This window comes from Delftia sp. ZNC0008 (genome assembly GCF_000799035.1).
Classification (GTDB): Bacteria; Pseudomonadota; Gammaproteobacteria; order Burkholderiales; family Burkholderiaceae_C; genus Comamonas; species Comamonas tsuruhatensis.
The window spans coordinates 1-16909 of the sequence record NZ_JTKZ01000883.1 but is presented as its reverse complement, the minus strand read 5'-3'; the positions used below and the strand labels follow the sequence as shown (position 1 = coordinate 16909).

Annotated in this window: 16 protein-coding genes and 1 pseudogene; 11 read left to right on the top strand and 6 right to left on the bottom strand. The window is 65.9% G+C overall.

Going from position 1 to position 16909, the window contains the following annotated elements:
• The 4 genes and pseudogenes from aroE to L995_RS28385 form a co-directional block, all read right to left on the bottom strand.
• A pseudogene (aroE, locus tag L995_RS28400) lies at positions 1-260 on the bottom strand (shikimate dehydrogenase); the annotation flags it as partial.
• 164 nt (positions 261-424) lie between these two features.
• Positions 425-1288 carry an energy transducer TonB gene (locus L995_RS28395; RefSeq protein WP_016448020.1) on the bottom strand — a complete coding sequence of 288 codons (864 nt, stop codon included), beginning with the start codon at positions 1286-1288 and terminating at the stop codon, positions 425-427.
• Positions 1289-1336: 48 nt separating this feature from the next.
• Positions 1337-3403, bottom strand: coding sequence for a ribonuclease catalytic domain-containing protein (locus L995_RS28390; RefSeq protein WP_047474718.1), 2067 nt, complete (start codon positions 3401-3403; stop codon positions 1337-1339).
• 55 nt (positions 3404-3458) lie between these two features.
• A complete protein-coding gene (locus L995_RS28385; protein WP_016448018.1) occupies positions 3459-4043 on the bottom strand; it encodes a YqiA/YcfP family alpha/beta fold hydrolase in 585 nt (194 codons plus the stop codon).
• Between the two features lie 212 nt (positions 4044-4255).
• Here L995_RS28385 and rodA point away from each other — a divergent pair, with 212 nt between their 5' ends.
• The 4 genes from rodA (at position 4256) to L995_RS28365 (ending at position 9555) form a co-directional block, all read left to right on the top strand.
• Positions 4256-5425 (top strand): rod shape-determining protein RodA, encoded by a 1170-nt coding sequence (rodA, locus tag L995_RS28380; protein ID WP_047474717.1) that lies wholly within the window; start codon positions 4256-4258, stop codon positions 5423-5425.
• Positions 5426-5777: 352 nt separating this feature from the next.
• Complete coding sequence (gene tldD, locus L995_RS28375; protein ID WP_017404622.1) at positions 5778-7238, top strand: metalloprotease TldD; 1461 nt, start codon at positions 5778-5780, stop codon at positions 7236-7238.
• 97 nt (positions 7239-7335) lie between these two features.
• Complete coding sequence (locus L995_RS28370) at positions 7336-7956, top strand: hypothetical protein (RefSeq protein WP_016448015.1); 621 nt, start codon at positions 7336-7338, stop codon at positions 7954-7956.
• Positions 7957-8397: 441 nt separating this feature from the next.
• The gene (locus L995_RS28365; RefSeq protein ID WP_016448014.1) at positions 8398-9555 is read left to right on the top strand and encodes a 3-deoxy-7-phosphoheptulonate synthase; all 1158 of its coding nucleotides are present in this window, start codon (positions 8398-8400) and stop codon (positions 9553-9555) included.
• Positions 9556-9612: 57 nt separating this feature from the next.
• Here L995_RS28365 and L995_RS28360 read toward each other — a convergent pair whose 3' ends face one another.
• A complete protein-coding gene (locus L995_RS28360; protein WP_016453140.1) occupies positions 9613-9981 on the bottom strand; it encodes a YqcC family protein in 369 nt (122 codons plus the stop codon).
• A 247-nt stretch (positions 9982-10228) separates the two neighbouring features.
• Between L995_RS28360 and L995_RS28355 the strand changes: the two genes are divergently transcribed.
• The gene (locus tag L995_RS28355) at positions 10229-10546 is read left to right on the top strand and encodes a hypothetical protein (protein ID WP_016448012.1); all 318 of its coding nucleotides are present in this window, start codon (positions 10229-10231) and stop codon (positions 10544-10546) included.
• Positions 10547-10629: 83 nt separating this feature from the next.
• Here L995_RS28355 and mpl read toward each other — a convergent pair whose 3' ends face one another.
• A complete protein-coding gene (gene mpl, locus L995_RS28350; protein ID WP_047474715.1) occupies positions 10630-12069 on the bottom strand; it encodes a UDP-N-acetylmuramate:L-alanyl-gamma-D-glutamyl-meso-diaminopimelate ligase in 1440 nt (479 codons plus the stop codon).
• A gap of 244 nt (positions 12070-12313) precedes the next feature.
• Between mpl and L995_RS28345 the strand changes: the two genes are divergently transcribed.
• The 6 genes from L995_RS28345 to L995_RS34565 form a co-directional block, all read left to right on the top strand.
• On the top strand, positions 12314-12922 hold the full coding sequence (locus tag L995_RS28345; RefSeq protein WP_016448010.1) for a hypothetical protein: 609 nt from the start codon (positions 12314-12316) through the stop codon (positions 12920-12922).
• Between the two features lie 46 nt (positions 12923-12968).
• Positions 12969-13469, top strand: a complete 501-nt coding sequence (locus L995_RS28340) for a TlpA family protein disulfide reductase (RefSeq protein WP_016448009.1) — start codon at positions 12969-12971, stop codon at positions 13467-13469.
• A 145-nt stretch (positions 13470-13614) separates the two neighbouring features.
• Positions 13615-14079: an acetyl-CoA carboxylase biotin carboxyl carrier protein gene (accB, locus tag L995_RS28335; protein WP_016448008.1), complete on the top strand. Its 465-nt coding sequence runs from the start codon at positions 13615-13617 to the stop codon at positions 14077-14079.
• 132 nt (positions 14080-14211) lie between these two features.
• Positions 14212-15576: an acetyl-CoA carboxylase biotin carboxylase subunit gene (gene accC / locus L995_RS28330; protein WP_016448007.1), complete on the top strand. Its 1365-nt coding sequence runs from the start codon at positions 14212-14214 to the stop codon at positions 15574-15576.
• Positions 15577-15661: 85 nt separating this feature from the next.
• Entirely contained in the window at positions 15662-16552 is an 891-nt protein-coding gene (prmA, locus tag L995_RS28325; protein WP_047474713.1) for a 50S ribosomal protein L11 methyltransferase, read from the top strand.
• Between the two features lie 75 nt (positions 16553-16627).
• On the top strand, positions 16628-16909 hold a 282-nt coding region (locus L995_RS34565), incomplete at its 3' end, for a zinc-ribbon domain-containing protein (protein WP_231574553.1).

Genomic DNA, 16909 nt, shown 5'->3' with positions numbered 1-16909 from the left:
CCGCGTTGCACGCGCTCGCTGGAGGTGGTGGCCAGCTGTGCGGCTTCCAGCTTGAAGGGTACGGTGACATTGCAGCCGCGTCCGCCTGCCGTGACGAAGGCGCGCACGGCCTCGGCAAAGCCATCCAGCTCCACATGCTGGCGCTCGTAGCGCAGGTCCTGCCCGCACAGTTCGGCAAAGCGGGCATGGATCCAGGGCGAACGGCTGTGCGCGACGGGGTTGCCCATGACGCAGTAGCGGTCGGAGGAGATTGATGTCATTTCAGTTGTCCATTGCTCGGCACAATGCCCGCTGCCTATGAAACTGGCGCGGCCTCGCACGAGAGACACCGAGGAAGGGCCGCCCCGCACCGAGGGTGTCGTCCCCCTCCCGCGAAGTGAGAGAGGGGGAAGGCGCGAAGCGACTCAGGGGGTGCTTCATTACTTCACTGGACCGTGGTCTGCAGCGTCTGCTCACGCGTGAACTTGAAGCGCGAGACCACGGCGATCTGGTCGGCCTTGGCGCGCATGGCGGGGCCGAAGTGGCCGAAGGGGCCGGCCGCACGCGCGATGGCTTCGGCGCGGGTGTCCAGCAGGCGGTTGCCCGAGCCCTGCACGATCTCGGTGGACAGCACGCGGCCGTCGTGGTTGACGGTGAGGATCATGACCAGCTCGCCATAGAGCTTCTTGCCGGCCTGCTCGGGAAAGTTCTCCGTGCCCTTGTCCTCGACCTTGCGGCGCAGGCCGTCGTAGTAGATGGCGTAGACGGCCTCGCGCGTGGACGGGCTGATATAGCGCTTCTTGGGGCGGGCGTTTTCTTCGTTGATGCGTTTTTCGATCTCGGCCAGCAGCTTGACCAGCTGCTGGCGCTTTTCCTGCTGGGCCTGCTGCTCCTTGGTCTGCTTTGCCGCCTCGCGCGGGTCCAGCGGCGGCAGGGCCGCGACCTGCTTGCGCAACTGCGTCAGCAAGACGGTCTGCTGCTCCTGCATGGAGTCGATCTGGCGCTGGCGTTCCTCGAAGTCGTCGCCCACGGCGGTGAGCGCCGAGTAGGGCATGGGGCTGGAGGCCCGGCCCTTGTCGGCTTCGCCGCCGCCGGCCAGCGAGGTCTGCGCGATGGCCTGCGCCTTGTCGGGCTGCTCGTTGGCGCGGGCATTGACCAGGATGACTTCCAGCGGCGTGTCCTGGAACACGCGGTCGAAGCGTTCCGGATCGATGAACCGGAACGAGAGCAACCCGGCATGCAGGGCAATGGAGACACCCAGTGCCAACTGCAGCGTACTCAGGGAACGGAAGGCGGTAGGCAGTTTCACGTCAGATCTAAGGCAGTGGCTTGGATGCGAGGCAGGGGCGCGGGCAGATCAGGGCTGGGCAGGATCGGCCGCGGGCGTGCCGTCGGTCTCGTTCATGTCCACGGCGATGGCGATGGGGCCGGCCACGGCCTCCTCGTCGTCCTCCGCTCCATCGTCGGCAGCGGCGGCGTCGCTGTCCAGGCGCTCGATCAGCGTGCCCGAGACATCGAGCGCGATCTCGTCGATCTCGCCCAGGCGCACGCGCACATGGGCACCGCGCGGCAGGCCGGTGACGCCCAGCACGGGGAAGACCAGCGGCAGGTCGTCGGCGCGCACCAGCAGGCCGCCGCCCATGCCTTCCTTGATGACGGTGGCCGTCAGCTCGGTGATGGCGTTCTGCTGCAGGTACTTGAGCGTCCAGAAGCGCTCCATGCCTGCCTGGTAGCCGTTGTAGGCGCTGTAGGCGCCGTCAAAGCTGCTGATGATGCCGAACAGCTCGGCATCCTTGGGCTTGAACGGCGCGGCCAGTGCGGCGGTCTTGCCGTGGCGCGCGCAGGCAATGATCTGCCACTGGTTGACCAGGTCCACATAGCGGCGCAGCGGCGAGGTGGCCCAGGCATAGCTCTTGACGCCGATGCCCGCGTGGGGGAGCGCCTTGGTGGACATGCGCACCTTGATGCCGGGGGCCAGGCTGGCCTGGCTGCGGTAGATGCCGGGCACGCCCAGATCGGCCATCCAGCCGCCCCAGGTGCTGTTGGCCACGATGGCGGCCTCGGCCACGATCAGGTCCAGTGGTGCGCCGCGCTTGCGCACGGTGATCTCGACCTGCTCGTTGCCGCGGGGCTCGGCGCTGCCGTTGCCCACCAGGCGGAAGTTGTAGTCGGGACGGTTGAAGTTCTCGGGCTTGCCTCGCACCAGTTCGCGCCCGGCCTTCAGGTGCCTGGCCCAGCGCTGCAGGAACGTCAGTTCGGCGCGCTTGCCCTGCAGCACTTCGGGCGTGCTCTCGACCTCGATGGACGGGTCGGCCAGCCACTGCTCGGTGACGATGTGGTCCAGCTTGTCATGGCGGAAGTTGACCTGCACGGGCACGCGTTCCAGGCGCGTCTCGCTGGCCGTGGTTTCCAGCGTGGTCTCGTCCACGGTGACGTACAGCGACACGGCGGGGTTGGCGCGGCCTTCGTCCAGCGTGTAGATCTGCACCACCTCGTTGGGCAGCATGGTGATCTTGTAGCCGGGCATGTAGACGGTGGACAGGCGCGAGCGGCCGAGCTGGTCCAGCGGCGTGCCCGGCACGATGGCCAGGCCGGGGGCCGCGATGTGGATGCCCACGGTGACCGTGCCCGTGCCCAGGCCGCGCACCGACAGCGCGTCGTCGATCTCGGTGGTGGCCGAGTCGTCGATGGAAAACGCCTGGACATCGGCCAGCGGCAGCTCTGCCGGCGGCTGGGGCGCCTCCAGCGGCGGAAATTGCGTGCCCTTGGGGAAGTGGTCGAAGAGGAAGCGCTTCCAGTGGAATTCGTAGGCCGATTCAATGGCGCCGGCCCTGTGCAGCAGATCCAGCGGTGCCAGGCGCGTGGCGCGGCTGGCCTCGACCACGGCCTTGTATTCGGCGGCGTTCTTGTCGGGGCGGAACAGGATCTTGTAGAGCTGTTCGCGGATGGGGCCGGGGCATTCGCCAGCGCCCAGCTGCTCGGCCCAGGCCGTGATCTGGGCCTGGATCTGCTTTTTCTTCTCTATGCCGGCCAGCGCCTGCTGCAGGATTTCGGCCGGCGCCTTCTTGAAGCGGCCCTTGCCGGCGCGGCGAAAGTAGTGCGGCGCCTCGTAGATGCGAAACAGCGCGCCGGCCTGCTGGGCCAGCGTGGCATTGTCCGAGAAATAGTCGCGTGCCAGGTCGGCGAAGCCGAATTCCTCCTCGGGGGCGAATTCCCAGGCCAGGTCCAGATCGATCTCGGCGGCCATTGCCTGGCCCTGGGCGATCAGTTCGGCAGGCGCCGGCTTGTCGAACTTGAGCAGGATGTTGGCGGACTTGACCTTGACCCGTTTGCCCGAGTCCAGTTCCACCTGGGCGGAGGTGTCGGCTTCGGAGAGGATGCGGCCGGCCAGGAACTTGCCGGCTTCTTCAAACAATGCGTGCATAGCCCGATATTCTCCCACGCTGCGGCTGGCAGCTGCCGCGCAGGCGTGTGCGGCATCAGGCCAGATTCAGGAACTCGTCGAGCTGGGGCAGGTACTCCTCGAAGTTGCTCAGCGCGTGATCGCCGCCTTCCTGGATGATCTGCAGCGCATGCGGGTAGCGCGCGCTCATCTCGCGCCAGTCCAGAACTTCGTCGCCCTCGGCCGCCAGCAGCATCTCGGGCGCGGCCGGTGTCATGGAGCGCGTGTCCAGCGCGCGCAGCTCTTCCATGTACTCGCGGCGAAAGAAAAAGCGTTCCTCGGGGTTGTGCCAGGACGTCTGCTCGCCAATGTACTTTTCAAGATCGCGCGCCGGGTTCACGGCCGGGTTGATCATCACGCTGCGGCAGCGCGCCAGCTGGGCCACCCAGCTGGCGTAGTAGCCGCCCAGCGAGGAGCCGATCACGGCCATGGTCTCTCGCGGCCAGCTGCCTATGCCGTCGGCAATCAAGGCGGCCGCCTCGCGCGGGGATGGCGGCAATTGCGGGCTCCACCAGCGCACATGGGGATGGCGCGTGGCCACATGTTCGGCCATGCGCCGGGCCTTGGTGGATTGGGGTGAGGAGCGAAAGCCGTGCAGATACAGCAAATGGGTGGTGGTCATGGCGGGCGCTCTCCTTTGCGTTGCTGGGGCCGGGCGCCGGATGCGGCCCGGACGGCTCATGGCCCATTGTGGCCGCTGCGGCGGGCGGCGCCCAGCAGGGAAGGCCCGGGCCGACAGCTGGATGACAACCGCCTCCGTGGGCAACCCTGCGCCGGGCTGGGCCGCATGCGCCACGGGATAATGGCGGCCCGTGCCCGCGACCGACCATCCCCGTGACCGAATTCGACAAGCCCTCCCTCTGGCAACGTGTTGCCCCGCTGCTGCGGGGCTTTGACTTCTGGTTGCTGCTGTTCGTGGGCATGCTGGCGTCGGCGGGGCTGATCGCCATGTACTCCTCGGGCTTCGACCACGGCACGCGCTTCACCGACCACGGGCGCAACATGCTGATCGCGGCGGCCATTCTCTTTGTCGTGGCCCAGATTCCCCCCCAGCAGCTCATGAAGGTGGCCGTGCCGCTGTACATGCTGGGCGTGGCGCTGCTGGTGGCGGTGGCGCTGTTCGGCATCACCAAGAAGGGGGCTCAGCGCTGGGTCAACGTGGGCGTGGTGATCCAGCCCAGCGAGCTGCTGAAGATCGCCACGCCGCTGATGCTGGCCTGGTGGTTCCAGCGCCGCGAGGGCCAGCTGCGCGGCACGGACTTCGTGATCGCCATGGTGCTGCTCATGGTGCCTGTCGGGCTGATCATGAAGCAGCCCGACCTGGGGACCTCCCTGCTGGTGATGGCGGCCGGCCTGTCGGTGATCTTCTTCGCGGGCCTGCCCTGGAAGCTCATCGTTCCGCCCGTGCTGGCCGGTGTGATCGGCATCACCCTCATCGTCTGGTACGAACCCCAGCTGTGCGCCGACGGCGTGCGCTGGCCCGTGCTGCATGAATACCAGCAGACCCGTGTCTGCACCCTGCTGGACCCCACGCGCGACCCCCTGGGCAAGGGGTTCCACATCATCCAGGGCATGATCGCCATCGGCTCCGGTGGCGTCTGGGGCAAGGGATTCATGGCAGGCACGCAAACGCGTCTGGAGTTCATCCCCGAGCGCACGACCGACTTCATCTTCGCCGCCTATTCCGAGGAGTTCGGCCTGGTCGGCAACCTGTTCATCATCGTCTCCTTCCTGCTGCTGGTCTGGCGCGGGCTGGCCATCGCCATCCAGGCCAACACGCTGTTCGCGCGGCTCATGGCGGCGGCCGTGGCCATGATCTTCTTCACCTATGCCTTCGTGAACATGGGCATGGTCAGCGGCATCCTGCCCGTGGTCGGCGTGCCGCTTCCCTTCATCAGCTACGGCGGCACGGCCATGGTCACGCTGGGGCTGGCGCTGGGGGTGCTGATGTCGGTGGCGCGTTCGCAGCGGCAACTGCCGGGCGAGGGCGGCGGCCCGCTCTGAACACCAGTTTGCGGCGCCCAAGGCGCCTGCAAATGTCAAATAGTCTGGATGCCTGCTGCCGGAAAGCTCCGTTTCTCTCCATGATTTGGCGAGCAAGCCAAGCCTGCATGAGACTGGCATGCTCCTGTTTCCATAACGTCTGCGGGATGACCGTGCACTTGCCACGGACGCCGAGGCGCGCTACAAAGCAAGCGCGGACATGGGCCAGCATGTTCGCCATCCACGCGGATGCATGCCTACGGAATGCCGCTCAGCCTGGTGGGGCGGCATTCCGTTCTTTTTTGCAGGCCCATGAACCGTTGGCTGCCCCCGTTGCACGGCGAGGGCATGGCCGGCTCTCTACAATGGGCGAATGATCTCCCGCGAACCCACCATTGAACGCCTGGCCACAGCGCGCCAGTTGCTGCTTGAGCCCTTCGGGCTCGATGAAACCCATCTCGCGCGCGCACTGGCCGAGATCCGCAGCCACCAGGTCGACGACGCCGACCTCTACTTCCAGTACACCCGCGCCGAAGGCTGGAGCCTGGAAGAGGGCATCGTCAAGACCGGCAGCTTCAGCATCGACCAGGGTGTGGGCGTGCGGGCGGTCAGCGGCGAGAAGACGGCCTTTGCCTATTCCGACGATATTTCCGAAGCCTCCCTGCTGGATGCGGCACGCACCGTGCGCTCCATCTCGGGCGCGGCCCAGAGCAAGCGCGTGCGCGCCAACGCGTCCAAGATCGCGCAAAGCCGCTCGCTGTATCCGGGGCTGGATCCCATTGCCACGCTGGACAGCACGGCCAAGGTCGAGCTGCTGGGCAAGGTCGAAACCCTGGCCCGCGCCAAGGACCCGCGTGTCGTCCAGGTCATGGCCGGCCTGGCCAGCGAGTACGACGTGGTGCTGGTCGCCCGCGCCGATGGCACGTTGGCTGCCGACGTGCGGCCGCTGGTGCGTCTTTCCGTCACCGTGATCGCCGAGCAAAAGGGTCGGCGCGAAGTGGGTTCGGCCGGCGGTGGTGGCCGTTTTGGCCTGGCCTATTTCAGCGATGAGCAGATCACGCAATATGTGGACGAAGCCGTGAGCGCGGCCCTCACCAACCTGCAGTCGCGCCCCGCGCCGGCAGGCGAAATGACCGTGGTGCTTGGCCCCGGCTGGCCCGGCGTGCTGCTGCACGAAGCCGTGGGCCATGGCCTGGAAGGCGACTTCAACCGCAAGGGCGCCAGCGCCTTCAGCGGCCGCATCGGCCAGCGCGTGGCGGCCAAGGGCGTCACCGTGCTGGACGACGGCACGCTGGCCGATCGCCGCGGTTCGCTCAACGTCGATGACGAGGGCTGCACCAGCCAGAGCAATGTGCTGATCGAGGACGGCATCCTCAAGGGCTACATCCAGGACGCGATGAACGCCCGCCTGATGGGCGTCAAGCCCACGGGAAACGGCCGCCGCGAAAGCTATGCCCACATCCCCATGCCGCGCATGACCAACACCTACATGCTAGGTGGCGACAAGGATCCGCAGGAAATCGTGGCCTCGATCAAGAAGGGCCTGTACGCCACCAACTTCGGCGGCGGTCAGGTCGACATCACCAGCGGCAAGTTCGTGTTCTCTGCCAGCGAGGCCTATTGGGTCGAGAACGGCAAGATCCAGTACCCCGTCAAGGGCGCGACCATCGTGGGCAGCGGCCCGGAATCGCTCAAGCACATCACCATGATCGGCAACGACATGCGCCTGGACAGCGGTGTGGGCACCTGCGGCAAGGAAGGCCAGAGCGTGCCCGTGGGCGTGGGTCAGCCTACGCTGCGCATCGACGGCCTGACGGTGGGCGGCACGGCCTGACCGTCGCATGCCCGCGCCCTGCATGGCAGGGGGCGGGTCCTCTGTCCTGCCTGACGCGGCCCGCCGCGCTCCGTGGGCGCCGCCCGGCGCCGATTCCATGACCCAGCTTTCCTTTCCTTCCCGGCCAGGCCTGCAGACTTCTGCCCATCCCCTGCGCAGCCTGCCGGAACACTGGCGCACCTGGGCCGGCGAGTCGCGGCTGAACCGCGTCTGGCTGAACGAGTTGATCGTGGGCGATCTGCAGCCCATGCACCAGCAACTGGCCTTGCTGGCCGTTGCGCTGGACGAGGCCGTGCGCGTGCGCTATGCGGGCAGTGCACGCCCTGCCGTGGAAGAGGCCATACAGCAACTCGACCTGGCCGTGCTGGACCACCAGCACTTCCTCACCACGCTGGGGGCGGTATGGCACGCCCTCTACGAATTTCCCGCCTACCAGCGCCTGCTCAAGGGGTTCAGGGAGGTCGTGCACGCCTGGCAGCAGTCCGTGCTGGTGGGCGATGCCCAGGAGCCCGAGCATTTCCGCCGCTGCGAGCGTCTGGGCTGGCGCCTGCTGGGAGATGCATGCCTGTTGATAGACATGTTTGCGGAATCCGCCGCTGTGGCGGGCGGGTTCGATGCCGCCGCAATGCAGCCTTGGTACCGGACGCGTCGCTGGCGTCCCTGGAGCGCCCTGCGCCGAGCACTGCGCAGGCTGCGCGACTCCTTGCTGCGGCGTTGAGGCGGGCCTGCCGCGATGCGCGGAAGCGTCATTTTCTGGGGTTTGCACGTTTTTAAAGGTGAATGCAAGAAAACTGCATGTCATCGTGTTTTTATCCGTGATGACGAAATATTTTTGCGTTGAACGGTTGAAAAAGCAGTTTAAGTGCGTGTAGGATTTTGAGGTTTCTCTCTGTGGCACTGTGAAGTGCGCCCCCCGTGCTGCCATGGCCATGTTGCACTGCGAAAAATGACTGTGCTACATTCAGTTCCCATGCAAGCCTGTACCTCCTTCTACTTTTACTTTTGGTTCTCCTCCCCGGCGGAAGAGAGGTAAGCGCGCGCACCCGAACAAACCTCCCTCAGAACCGCCGAAGCTGCAGAGCCCGGCGGTTTTTTGTTTTTCCCCTCCCGATTCTTCGCTCCGTTTTCCACGATCCATCTTTCCTCACGAAAGCAAGCAATGACTGCTCATCAAGCTTCCCTCGCCGATTCCTGGTATCGCGGCGGTTCCCAAAAGACTGGCCAAACCGACGACGCACGTATCAAGGACATCACCGTGTTGCCCCCTCCCGAGCACCTCATTCGCTTCTTCCCCATTCGCGGTACGGCCGTCGAAACCCTGATCGGCGATACCCGCCGCACCATCCACAACATCATGGCTGGCGAGGATGACCGCCTGCTGGTCATCGTCGGCCCCTGCTCCATCCACGATCCGGCGGCCGCCATCGAGTACGCGCGCCGCTTGGCGCCCATACGCGAGCAGTACAAGGACACGCTGGAGATCGTGATGCGCGTGTACTTCGAAAAGCCGCGCACCACCGTGGGCTGGAAGGGGCTGATCAACGATCCCTACCTGGACCAGAGCTACCGCATCGACGAGGGCCTGCGCATTGCGCGGCAACTGCTGATCGACATCAACCGCCTGGGCGTGCCGGCCGCCAGCGAGTTCCTGGACGTGATCTCTCCCCAGTACATCGCCGATCTGATCAGCTGGGGCGCCATCGGTGCGCGCACCACGGAAAGCCAGGTCCACCGTGAACTGGCCTCGGGCATCTCGGCGCCCATCGGCTTCAAGAACGGCACGGACGGCAACATCCGCATCGCCACCGACGCCATCCAGTCGGCCAGCCGCGGCCACCACTTCCTGTCGGTGCACAAGAATGGCCAGGTTGCCATCGTGAACACGGCGGGCAACCAGGATTGCCACGTCATCCTGCGCGGCGGCAAGACCCCCAACTACGACGCTGCCAACGTGGCCGCTGCCTGCGAGGACCTCGAAAAGGCGGGCCTGACGCCCACGCTGATGGTCGACTGCAGTCACGCCAACAGCTCCAAGCAGCATGAGCGCCAGAAGGACGTGGCCCGCGACATCGCCGGACAGATCAGCGGCGGCTCGCGCAGCGTGTTCGGCGTGATGATCGAAGGCCATCTCGTGGGCGGCGCCCAGAAGTTCACGCCCGGCAAGGACGAAGTGGCTGCCCTGACCTACGGCCAGAGCATTACCGACGCCTGCCTGGGCTGGGATGATTCCCTGGCCACGCTGGCCGAGCTGTCCGACGCCGTGCGGCAGCGCCGCGTCAAGCAGACCGAGGCGGCAGCAGCCTTGGTGGCTGCCTGAGGCGCAAAAGAAAACGGGGCGTCTGCGCCCCGTTTTTCGTGCCTGGCCGCTCCGTGGTCAGTGGGACGATGTGGCGTCCGGCGGAGTCAGACCGCACTGGTTCAGCGTGTCGTCTATGCCCTGCAGCAGGGCCAGCAACTGGCGCTTGTCGAATTCCACGGGCTGGCTCCACTCATGTTCGGCCAGCGGATGCACGTGGCTTTGGCAGGGCAGCTGGCCGCCGGCCTCGATCACGGCACGCAGCCGGGGCAGGAAAACCCACTGCAGCCATTGCTGCAGCTTGAGCGTGTCGTACATGAAGGGCATGGTCGACGCCATGGCCTCGGGGCTTGGCGCCACGGCCGACCAGAGGCTCTGGCCGCGCAGCTCATCTTCGAGCTGCTGCAGCTGGTCAAGCAGTTTCTGGTGTGTGGTGTCGGTCGTCATGCGATGCGGTTGATGAAGATTCGGGGTCCAATCTGCAGGCGATTGTACGTTTGCACCTTGAAGCGGGCGCCGTGCCGCCATGAAACACCTGCTGCTGGCAGTGCCAGCCCCAGGCTGCGGCGCTTGCGCCATGTCAGCTTGCCCGGGGTGTGGAAAAGGCGCTTGCGGTTAAGCTCGCGGTATGAGTAACGGCCCTGTCCGCGCGAGCAGGCACGGGGTTGTATCCAGTAATGACGAGAGGAGTTCCATGCGCAGCGAAGTGATTGTGGTGTTGGATGCCGGAAAAGAGTACCGCACGGACACCAACGGGCTCACCCCCATGAGTTCCGATGAAGGACGGCATTGGCTGGACCAGCAGTTCATCTCCATGGACTGCGAGCCCCTGCGTGCCAGCGGCAAGGTACTGCTGGCCGACAAGCTGGTGGTGGTGGCGCGCGCGGCGCGTTCGCGTGCGGGGCTGTTCGACGACGAGCAGTGGCGCAACAGCTATGCCGTTGCAGCCCAGGCCGTGCTGTCCAAGCCGCTGATCCGTGTCGACGTGCCCGCCATGTCCATCAGCTACTGACGGCTGACAGGCGAAGGCACATGAAAGAAGCCCGGGCATGTCCCGGGCTTCTTTCATTGGGGTGGGGCTTGCTTGCGCTTTGTTCAGCCTGCGGTCTGCAGGGCGGCCAGCAGCTTGGGGTGTATGCCGCCGAAGCCGCCGTTGCTCATGCACACCACATGGTCGCCCGGCCGGGCGGCTGCGAGGATCTGTCCGATCAGCGTGTCCATGTCGCCTGCCACCTGCGCCTTGCGGCCAGGGCCCACGCCCAGGGGATGCAGCGCCTCGGCGGCGTCCCAGTCCAGGCCGGCCGTGTGGCAGAACACCAGATCGGCGCTTTCCAGGGACCAGGGCAGTTGCGACTTCATGGTGCCCAGCTTCATGGTGTTGCTGCGCGGCTCGAACACCGCAAGGATGCGTGCCTGGCTGCCGAGTTTGCGGCGCAGGCCGTCCAGCGTGGTGCGTATGGCCGTGGGGTGGTGGGCGAAGTCGTCGTAGACGGATACGCCGCCCGCCATGCCGCGCAGCTCCATGCGTCGCTTGACGTTCTGAAAGCGCGCCAGCGCCTCGCAGGCCTGTGCCGGCGTCACGCCCACGTGCTCGGCTGCCGCAATGGCGGCCAGCGCATTGAGCTGGTTGTGTTCCCCGGTCAGCGCCCATTCCAGGCGGGCCACCTTGCGGCCACGGTGCAGCACGTCGAAGGCGCTCGGATCGCCCTCTGCGCTGAAGTCGCTGACCACCGCCCCGAAGCTGGAAACCTCGCTCCAGCAGCCCTGGTGCAGCACGCGGGTGATGCTTTCCTCGATGCCGTTGACAACAAGCCGGCCCGAAGCGGGGACGGTGCGCACCAGATGGTGGAACTGGCGTTCGATGGCACCGAGATCCTCGAAGATGTCGGCGTGATCGAACTCCAGGTTGTTGAGCACGGCCGTGCGCGGGCGGTAGTGCACGAACTTGCTGCGCTTGTCGAAGAAGGCCGTGTCGTATTCATCGGCCTCGATGACGAAGACGGGCTCCGCGCCGGCCGGGCCCTCGCCTGGCGTCGGGCGCCTGGATGCACCCAGGCGGGCCGAGACGCCGAAGTCCAGCGGCACGCCGCCGACCAGAAAGCCCGGGGCCAGGCCTGCGCATTCGAGAATCCAGGCCAGCATCGACGTCGTGGTCGTCTTGCCATGCGTGCCGGCCACGGCCAGCACATGGCGCGGGCAGGACGGATGGTGCAGCACATGTTCGCAAAGCCATTGCGGCCCGCTGGTGTAGGGAGCGCCGCTTTCGAGGATTGCCTCCATCAGCGGGAACTTGGGGCTGCCGTCGGGCAAGCGCGCGCGGCTGACCACGTTGCCTACGACATACATGTCGGGTTGCAGGGTCATCTGGTCGGCGCCGTAGCCCTCGATCAGCTCGATGCCCAGTGCACGCAGCTGATCGCTCATCGGCGGGTAGACGCCGGCGTCGCAGCCTGTGACGCGGTGCCCAGCTTCGCGCGCCAGCGCGGCCAGTCCGCCCATGAAGGTGCCGCAGATGCCCAGAATATGTATGTGCATGGCCGGGCATTCTACGGTTGCCGCCATGTCCGGGATGGCTGGCCTGCAAAAACAGGAGCTTGCGGCCCAGCAGGCACCGGGTCCCGGAAACACAAGGTTGCGAAATCGCCGGTGCAAGGCGCTGGCAGGAACATGCAAAGCCCGTCAGCGGCCGGCGTTGCCGCGGCTTGGGTCACAATGGCCCGGGGCCATCCGCAGGGAAGGCCTCTTATATATATGTAGGGATACAGCGGATCGTAAAGCCATGGACCAAGCCACTGCCGAAATTGCCCAGACTGCGGCCCGCCTCGTGGTCGAGGAAGGTCTGGAATGGGGGCCTGCCAAGCACCGCGCTGTGCGCCAGCTGGGACTGCCCTCGCGCACTGCGCTGCCGGGCAATGACCTGGTGGAAGAGGCTGTGCGCGAATACATCGCCCTGTTCTGCGCCGACACCCAGCCCCAGGAACTGCAGGCCCTGCGCGAGCTGGCTCTGCAATGGATGGATCGCCTGGCCGAGTTCCGTCCCCACCTGGCCGGCGCCGTCTGGCGCGGCACGGCCACGCGCCTGTCCGATATTTATCTGCAACTGTTTTGCGACGACCCCAAATCGGCAGAGATCGCACTGATCAACCAGCATGTGAACTACGAACCCAGCACCGTGACGGGATTCACCGGCCAGAGCGTGGAGGCGCTGAGCATCCATGCCTTCTGCCGCCCGCTGAACGAGGATGTGGGTGTGCACCTGCTGGTCCATGATCTTGACGATCTGCGCGGCGCGCTCAAGCCCGATGGACAGGGGCGCAGCCCGCGTGGCAGCGCAGAGGCATTGCGCAAGCTGTTGAACCAGGACGAAGGGGAGGCCGACCGTGGCTGATTCCGTGGATGCAGGTCAAAACACATCTTCCCGCCGCCGCTGGCTGATGGGCGGCGTTGCCGCCGCTGCGGGACTGGGTGGCGCCGGATTGGCCTGGTGGCGATTTCAGCCCCATGCCATGGAGTCCAGCGCCGAAGAGCAGCTGTGGCAGCAGCGTTTCATCACGCCGGATGGCTCGGCCATGACGCTGTCGCGCTGGCGTGGCAAGCCGGTGCTGGTCAATTTCTGGGCCACCTGGTGCCCGCCGTGCGTGCGCGAACTGCCCATGCTGGATGCCTTCTCGGCACGCCAAGACCAGCATGGCATTCAGGTCATTGGCCTGGCCGTGGACAAGCCCGAGGCAGTGCAGCGCTTTCTGGGCCGCACACCCCTGCGTTTCCCCGTGGCGCTGGCGGTGGAAGGCGGTCTGGGCCTGACCCGCTCGCTCGGCAATCTGCAGGGCGGACTGCCCTTCACCGTGCTGCTCGGCGAGGATGGCCTGGTGCGGCAACGTAAAATAGGTGAGCTTACTACCGAAGATCTGGCTTCCTGGAGCGCAAAAGGCTGATTTCCGCAGCGACCGAGCCTGTGCAGGCTCAGGAAATCCCCCGAATTCCATGGCGACGTTGATGAAAAATATGCCTCAAAGCACGCAGAAGGGCGAAATTGGAGTAAATTCGCGCCCTATTTAGTTGTTAGCCGCTGGAGCTCCCATGGATTTGCGAAAACTCAAGACCCTCATTGATCTGGTGTCCGAATCGAACGTGTCGGAACTGGAGATCACCGAAGCAGAGGGCAAGGTCCGGATCGTCAAGAGCGAAGGCGCCGTGGTGCAGCACTACGTGGCTGCGCCCATGCAGGCTCCGATGGCTGCGCCCGTGGCAGCACCTGTGGCCGCTCCTGCAGCAGCGCCCGTGGCAGCCCCTGCCGAGGCAGCCGTCGCGGGACATGTGGTGAAGTCGCCCATGGTCGGCACCTTCTACCGCGCATCCAGCCCTGGCGGCAAGCCTTTCGTGGAAGTGGGCAACCAGGTCAAGGAAGGCGAGACCATCTGCATCATCGAAGCGATGAAGATTCTCAACGAGATCGAGGCCGACAAGAGCGGCACCATTACCCGCATCCTGGGTGAAAACGGCCAGGCCGTCGAGTACGGCCAGCCCCTGTTCGTGATCGAGTAACCTGCAGGCGAGCGATGCCGCAAGCGGCACGACGCCCTGGCGCGAACGCATGCCGCGGCGCGACAGAGCAATTGGCTCAACTGACGGCTTCGGCCTGCGTACCGCCGCAGGCACCAAGCCGCGAGGACCTTCATGTTTAAGAAAATTTTGGTTGCCAACCGGGGCGAGATCGCCCTGCGCATCCAGCGCGCCTGCCGTGAACTGGGCATCAAGGCGGTGATGGTGTATTCCGAGGCCGACCGTGACGCAAAGTACGTCAAGCTGGCCGACGAGGCCGTGTGCATCGGCCCCGCTCCTTCGCCGCTGAGCTACCTCAACATGCCGGCCATCATCTCGGCCGCCGAGGTGACCGACGCCGAGGCGATCCACCCTGGCTACGGCTTTCTCAGCGAGAACGCCGACTTTGCCGAGCGCGTGGAAAAGAGCGGCTTCACCTTCATCGGCCCCACGCCCGACAACATCCGCACCATGGGTGACAAGGTCTCGGCCAAGCAGGCCATGATCAAGGCGGGCGTGCCCTGCGTGCCGGGCTCGGACGGCGAACTGCCCGACGATCCGGTGCAGATCCGCCGCATCGCCAAGGCCGTGGGCTATCCGGTGATCATCAAGGCCGCAGGCGGCGGCGGTGGCCGTGGCATGCGCGTGGTGCATACCGAGGCGGCGCTGATCAATGCCGTGCAGATGACCAAGGCCGAGGCCGGTGCGGCCTTCGGCAATCCGGCCGTCTACATGGAGAAGTTCCTGCAGAACCCGCGCCATGTGGAAATCCAGATCCTGGCCGACAACCATCGCAATGCCGTCTACCTGGGCGAGCGCGACTGCTCCATGCAGCGCCGCCACCAGAAGGTCATCGAGGAAGCGCCGGCTCCCGGCATTCCCCGTCGCCTGGTCGAGAAGATCGGCGAGCGCTGCGCTGCAGCCTGCAAGAAGCTGGGCTACCGTGGCGCAGGCACCTTCGAGTTCCTCTACGAAAACGGCGAGTTCTACTTCATCGAGATGAACACGCGCGTGCAGGTGGAGCATCCGGTGACGGAACTGATCACGGGCGTGGACATCGTTCGCACCCAGATCATGGTGGCCGCAGGCGAGAAGCTGCCTTTCACCCAGCGCCAGATCAATGCCCAGCTCAAGGGCCATGCGATCGAATGCCGCGTGAATGCCGAGGACCCCTACAACTTCATGCCTTCGCCAGGCCGCATCACCATGTGGCATGCGCCCGGTGGCCCGGGCGTGCGCGTGGACTCGCACGTCTACAACAACTACTTCGTGCCGCCGAACTACGACTCCATGATCGGCAAGATCATCGTTCACGGCGACACGCGCGAGCAGGCGCTGGCACGCATGCGCACTGCGCTGCTGGAGACCGTGGTCGAAGGCATCAAGACCAACATCCCGCTGCACCAGGACCTGATGGTGGACGCCAAGTTCATGGAAGGCGGCACCAACATCCACTACCTGGAAGAGTGGCTGGCGCACCGCAACGCCAACAAGCGTTGAGCGGGTCACCCGATCGACCATGCATGCTGGCCCCCGGCGACGGCGGCCGGCATTTTTCATTGATTGCTTAGAAAAGGATGGGCCCATGTTCGAGTTGAGCCTGCTGTGCCCGGAAGACCGGGTCGAAACCATCAGCGATGCACTGGATGCGCTGGACGCCCTGAGCGTATCGGTCGAGGACGCCGACGCGCAGACCGAGGCCGAGCAGGCCCTGTTCGGCGAGCCCGGCATGCCGCCACCCAAGGACGGCTGGCAGCGCAGCCGCCTGGTGGCGCTGTTCCCCACGCAGCAAGCGGCCGAAGAGGCACGTGATCTGCTGCTGCCCCAGGACTTCTTCGAGGGCTGCAGCATCATCGCCGTCAAGCAGGTGCCCGAGCAGGACTGGGTGCGCCTGACGCAGTCGCAGTTCGCCCCCGTGGACATCACCCCCGAATTCTGGATTGTTCCCACCTGGCACGAGCTGCCGCCGCAGGCGCGCGTGAGCATCCGCCTGGACCCGGGCCTGGCCTTCGGCACGGGTACGCACCCGACCACGCGCATGTGCCTGCGCTGGATCGCACGCCAGCCCGAGGGCAGCCTGGGGCGCACGCTGGACTACGGCTGCGGCTCCGGCATCCTGGCCATCGGTGCGGCCAAGTTCGGTGCCACCGACATCGACGCGGTGGACATCGACCCGGCTGCCGTGGAGTCCACGCGCTACAACGCCGATGCCAACGCCGTGCAGTTGAAGGCCGGCCTGCCCGATGCCGTGACGGGTGTATACAGCACCGTGCTGGCCAACATCCTGGCCACGCCGCTCAAGGTGCTGGCGCCGCTGCTGTGCGCCCGCGTGGCGGAGGGTGGAAGCCTGGTGCTGGCCGGCATCCTGGAGCGCCAGGCCGACGAACTCAAGCAGGCCTACGCGCCGTACCTGGCACTCGAAGTCGCCGACAGCGAAGATGGCTGGATCCTGATGACCGCGCGCCGCGCGGCCTGATTTGCGCCACGAGTCCCTGCGCGGCTGCCGCCTTCATGGCGCGTGCCGCGAGCAGCTGCCTACAATCGATCGCTGATGAGCCAAGTCACCCGCTGTCCTGCCTGTGGAACCCGCTTCAAAGTGGTGGCCGACCAGCTGCGAATTTCGCAGGGGTGGGTGCGCTGCGGCGTCTGCCATGAAGTGTTCGATGCCTCCGAGGATCTGCAGCCCCTGCCGGCCACGCCTGCGCATGCCGCCGGCAATCCCTTGGCGGGCGGGGCATCGCTCGATGGGCCGGAATTCGAGGACGATGACATCCGCGAATTCCGGGAGTCCATGTGGCTGCCGACGGCGCCCGTGGGGCTGCCGGGGCGGGGT

Coding starts and splice junctions, on each gene's coding strand:
- L995_RS28390 (WP_047474718.1), bottom strand. CDS start 3,403: ATGCACGCATTGTTTGAAGAAGCCGGCAAGTTCCTGGCCGGCCGCATC.
- L995_RS28385 (WP_016448018.1), bottom strand. CDS start 4,043: ATGACCACCACCCATTTGCTGTATCTGCACGGCTTTCGCTCCTCACCC.
- tldD (WP_017404622.1), top strand. CDS start 5,778: ATGATCTCCCGCGAACCCACCATTGAACGCCTGGCCACAGCGCGCCAG.
- L995_RS28370 (WP_016448015.1), top strand. CDS start 7,336: ATGACCCAGCTTTCCTTTCCTTCCCGGCCAGGCCTGCAGACTTCTGCC.
- L995_RS28365 (WP_016448014.1), top strand. CDS start 8,398: ATGACTGCTCATCAAGCTTCCCTCGCCGATTCCTGGTATCGCGGCGGT.
- L995_RS28360 (WP_016453140.1), bottom strand. CDS start 9,981: ATGACGACCGACACCACACACCAGAAACTGCTTGACCAGCTGCAGCAG.
- L995_RS28355 (WP_016448012.1), top strand. CDS start 10,229: ATGCGCAGCGAAGTGATTGTGGTGTTGGATGCCGGAAAAGAGTACCGC.
- mpl (WP_047474715.1), bottom strand. CDS start 12,069: ATGCACATACATATTCTGGGCATCTGCGGCACCTTCATGGGCGGACTG.
- L995_RS28345 (WP_016448010.1), top strand. CDS start 12,314: ATGGACCAAGCCACTGCCGAAATTGCCCAGACTGCGGCCCGCCTCGTG.
- L995_RS28340 (WP_016448009.1), top strand. CDS start 12,969: ATGGGCGGCGTTGCCGCCGCTGCGGGACTGGGTGGCGCCGGATTGGCC.
- accB (WP_016448008.1), top strand. CDS start 13,615: ATGGATTTGCGAAAACTCAAGACCCTCATTGATCTGGTGTCCGAATCG.
- accC (WP_016448007.1), top strand. CDS start 14,212: ATGTTTAAGAAAATTTTGGTTGCCAACCGGGGCGAGATCGCCCTGCGC.
- prmA (WP_047474713.1), top strand. CDS start 15,662: ATGTTCGAGTTGAGCCTGCTGTGCCCGGAAGACCGGGTCGAAACCATC.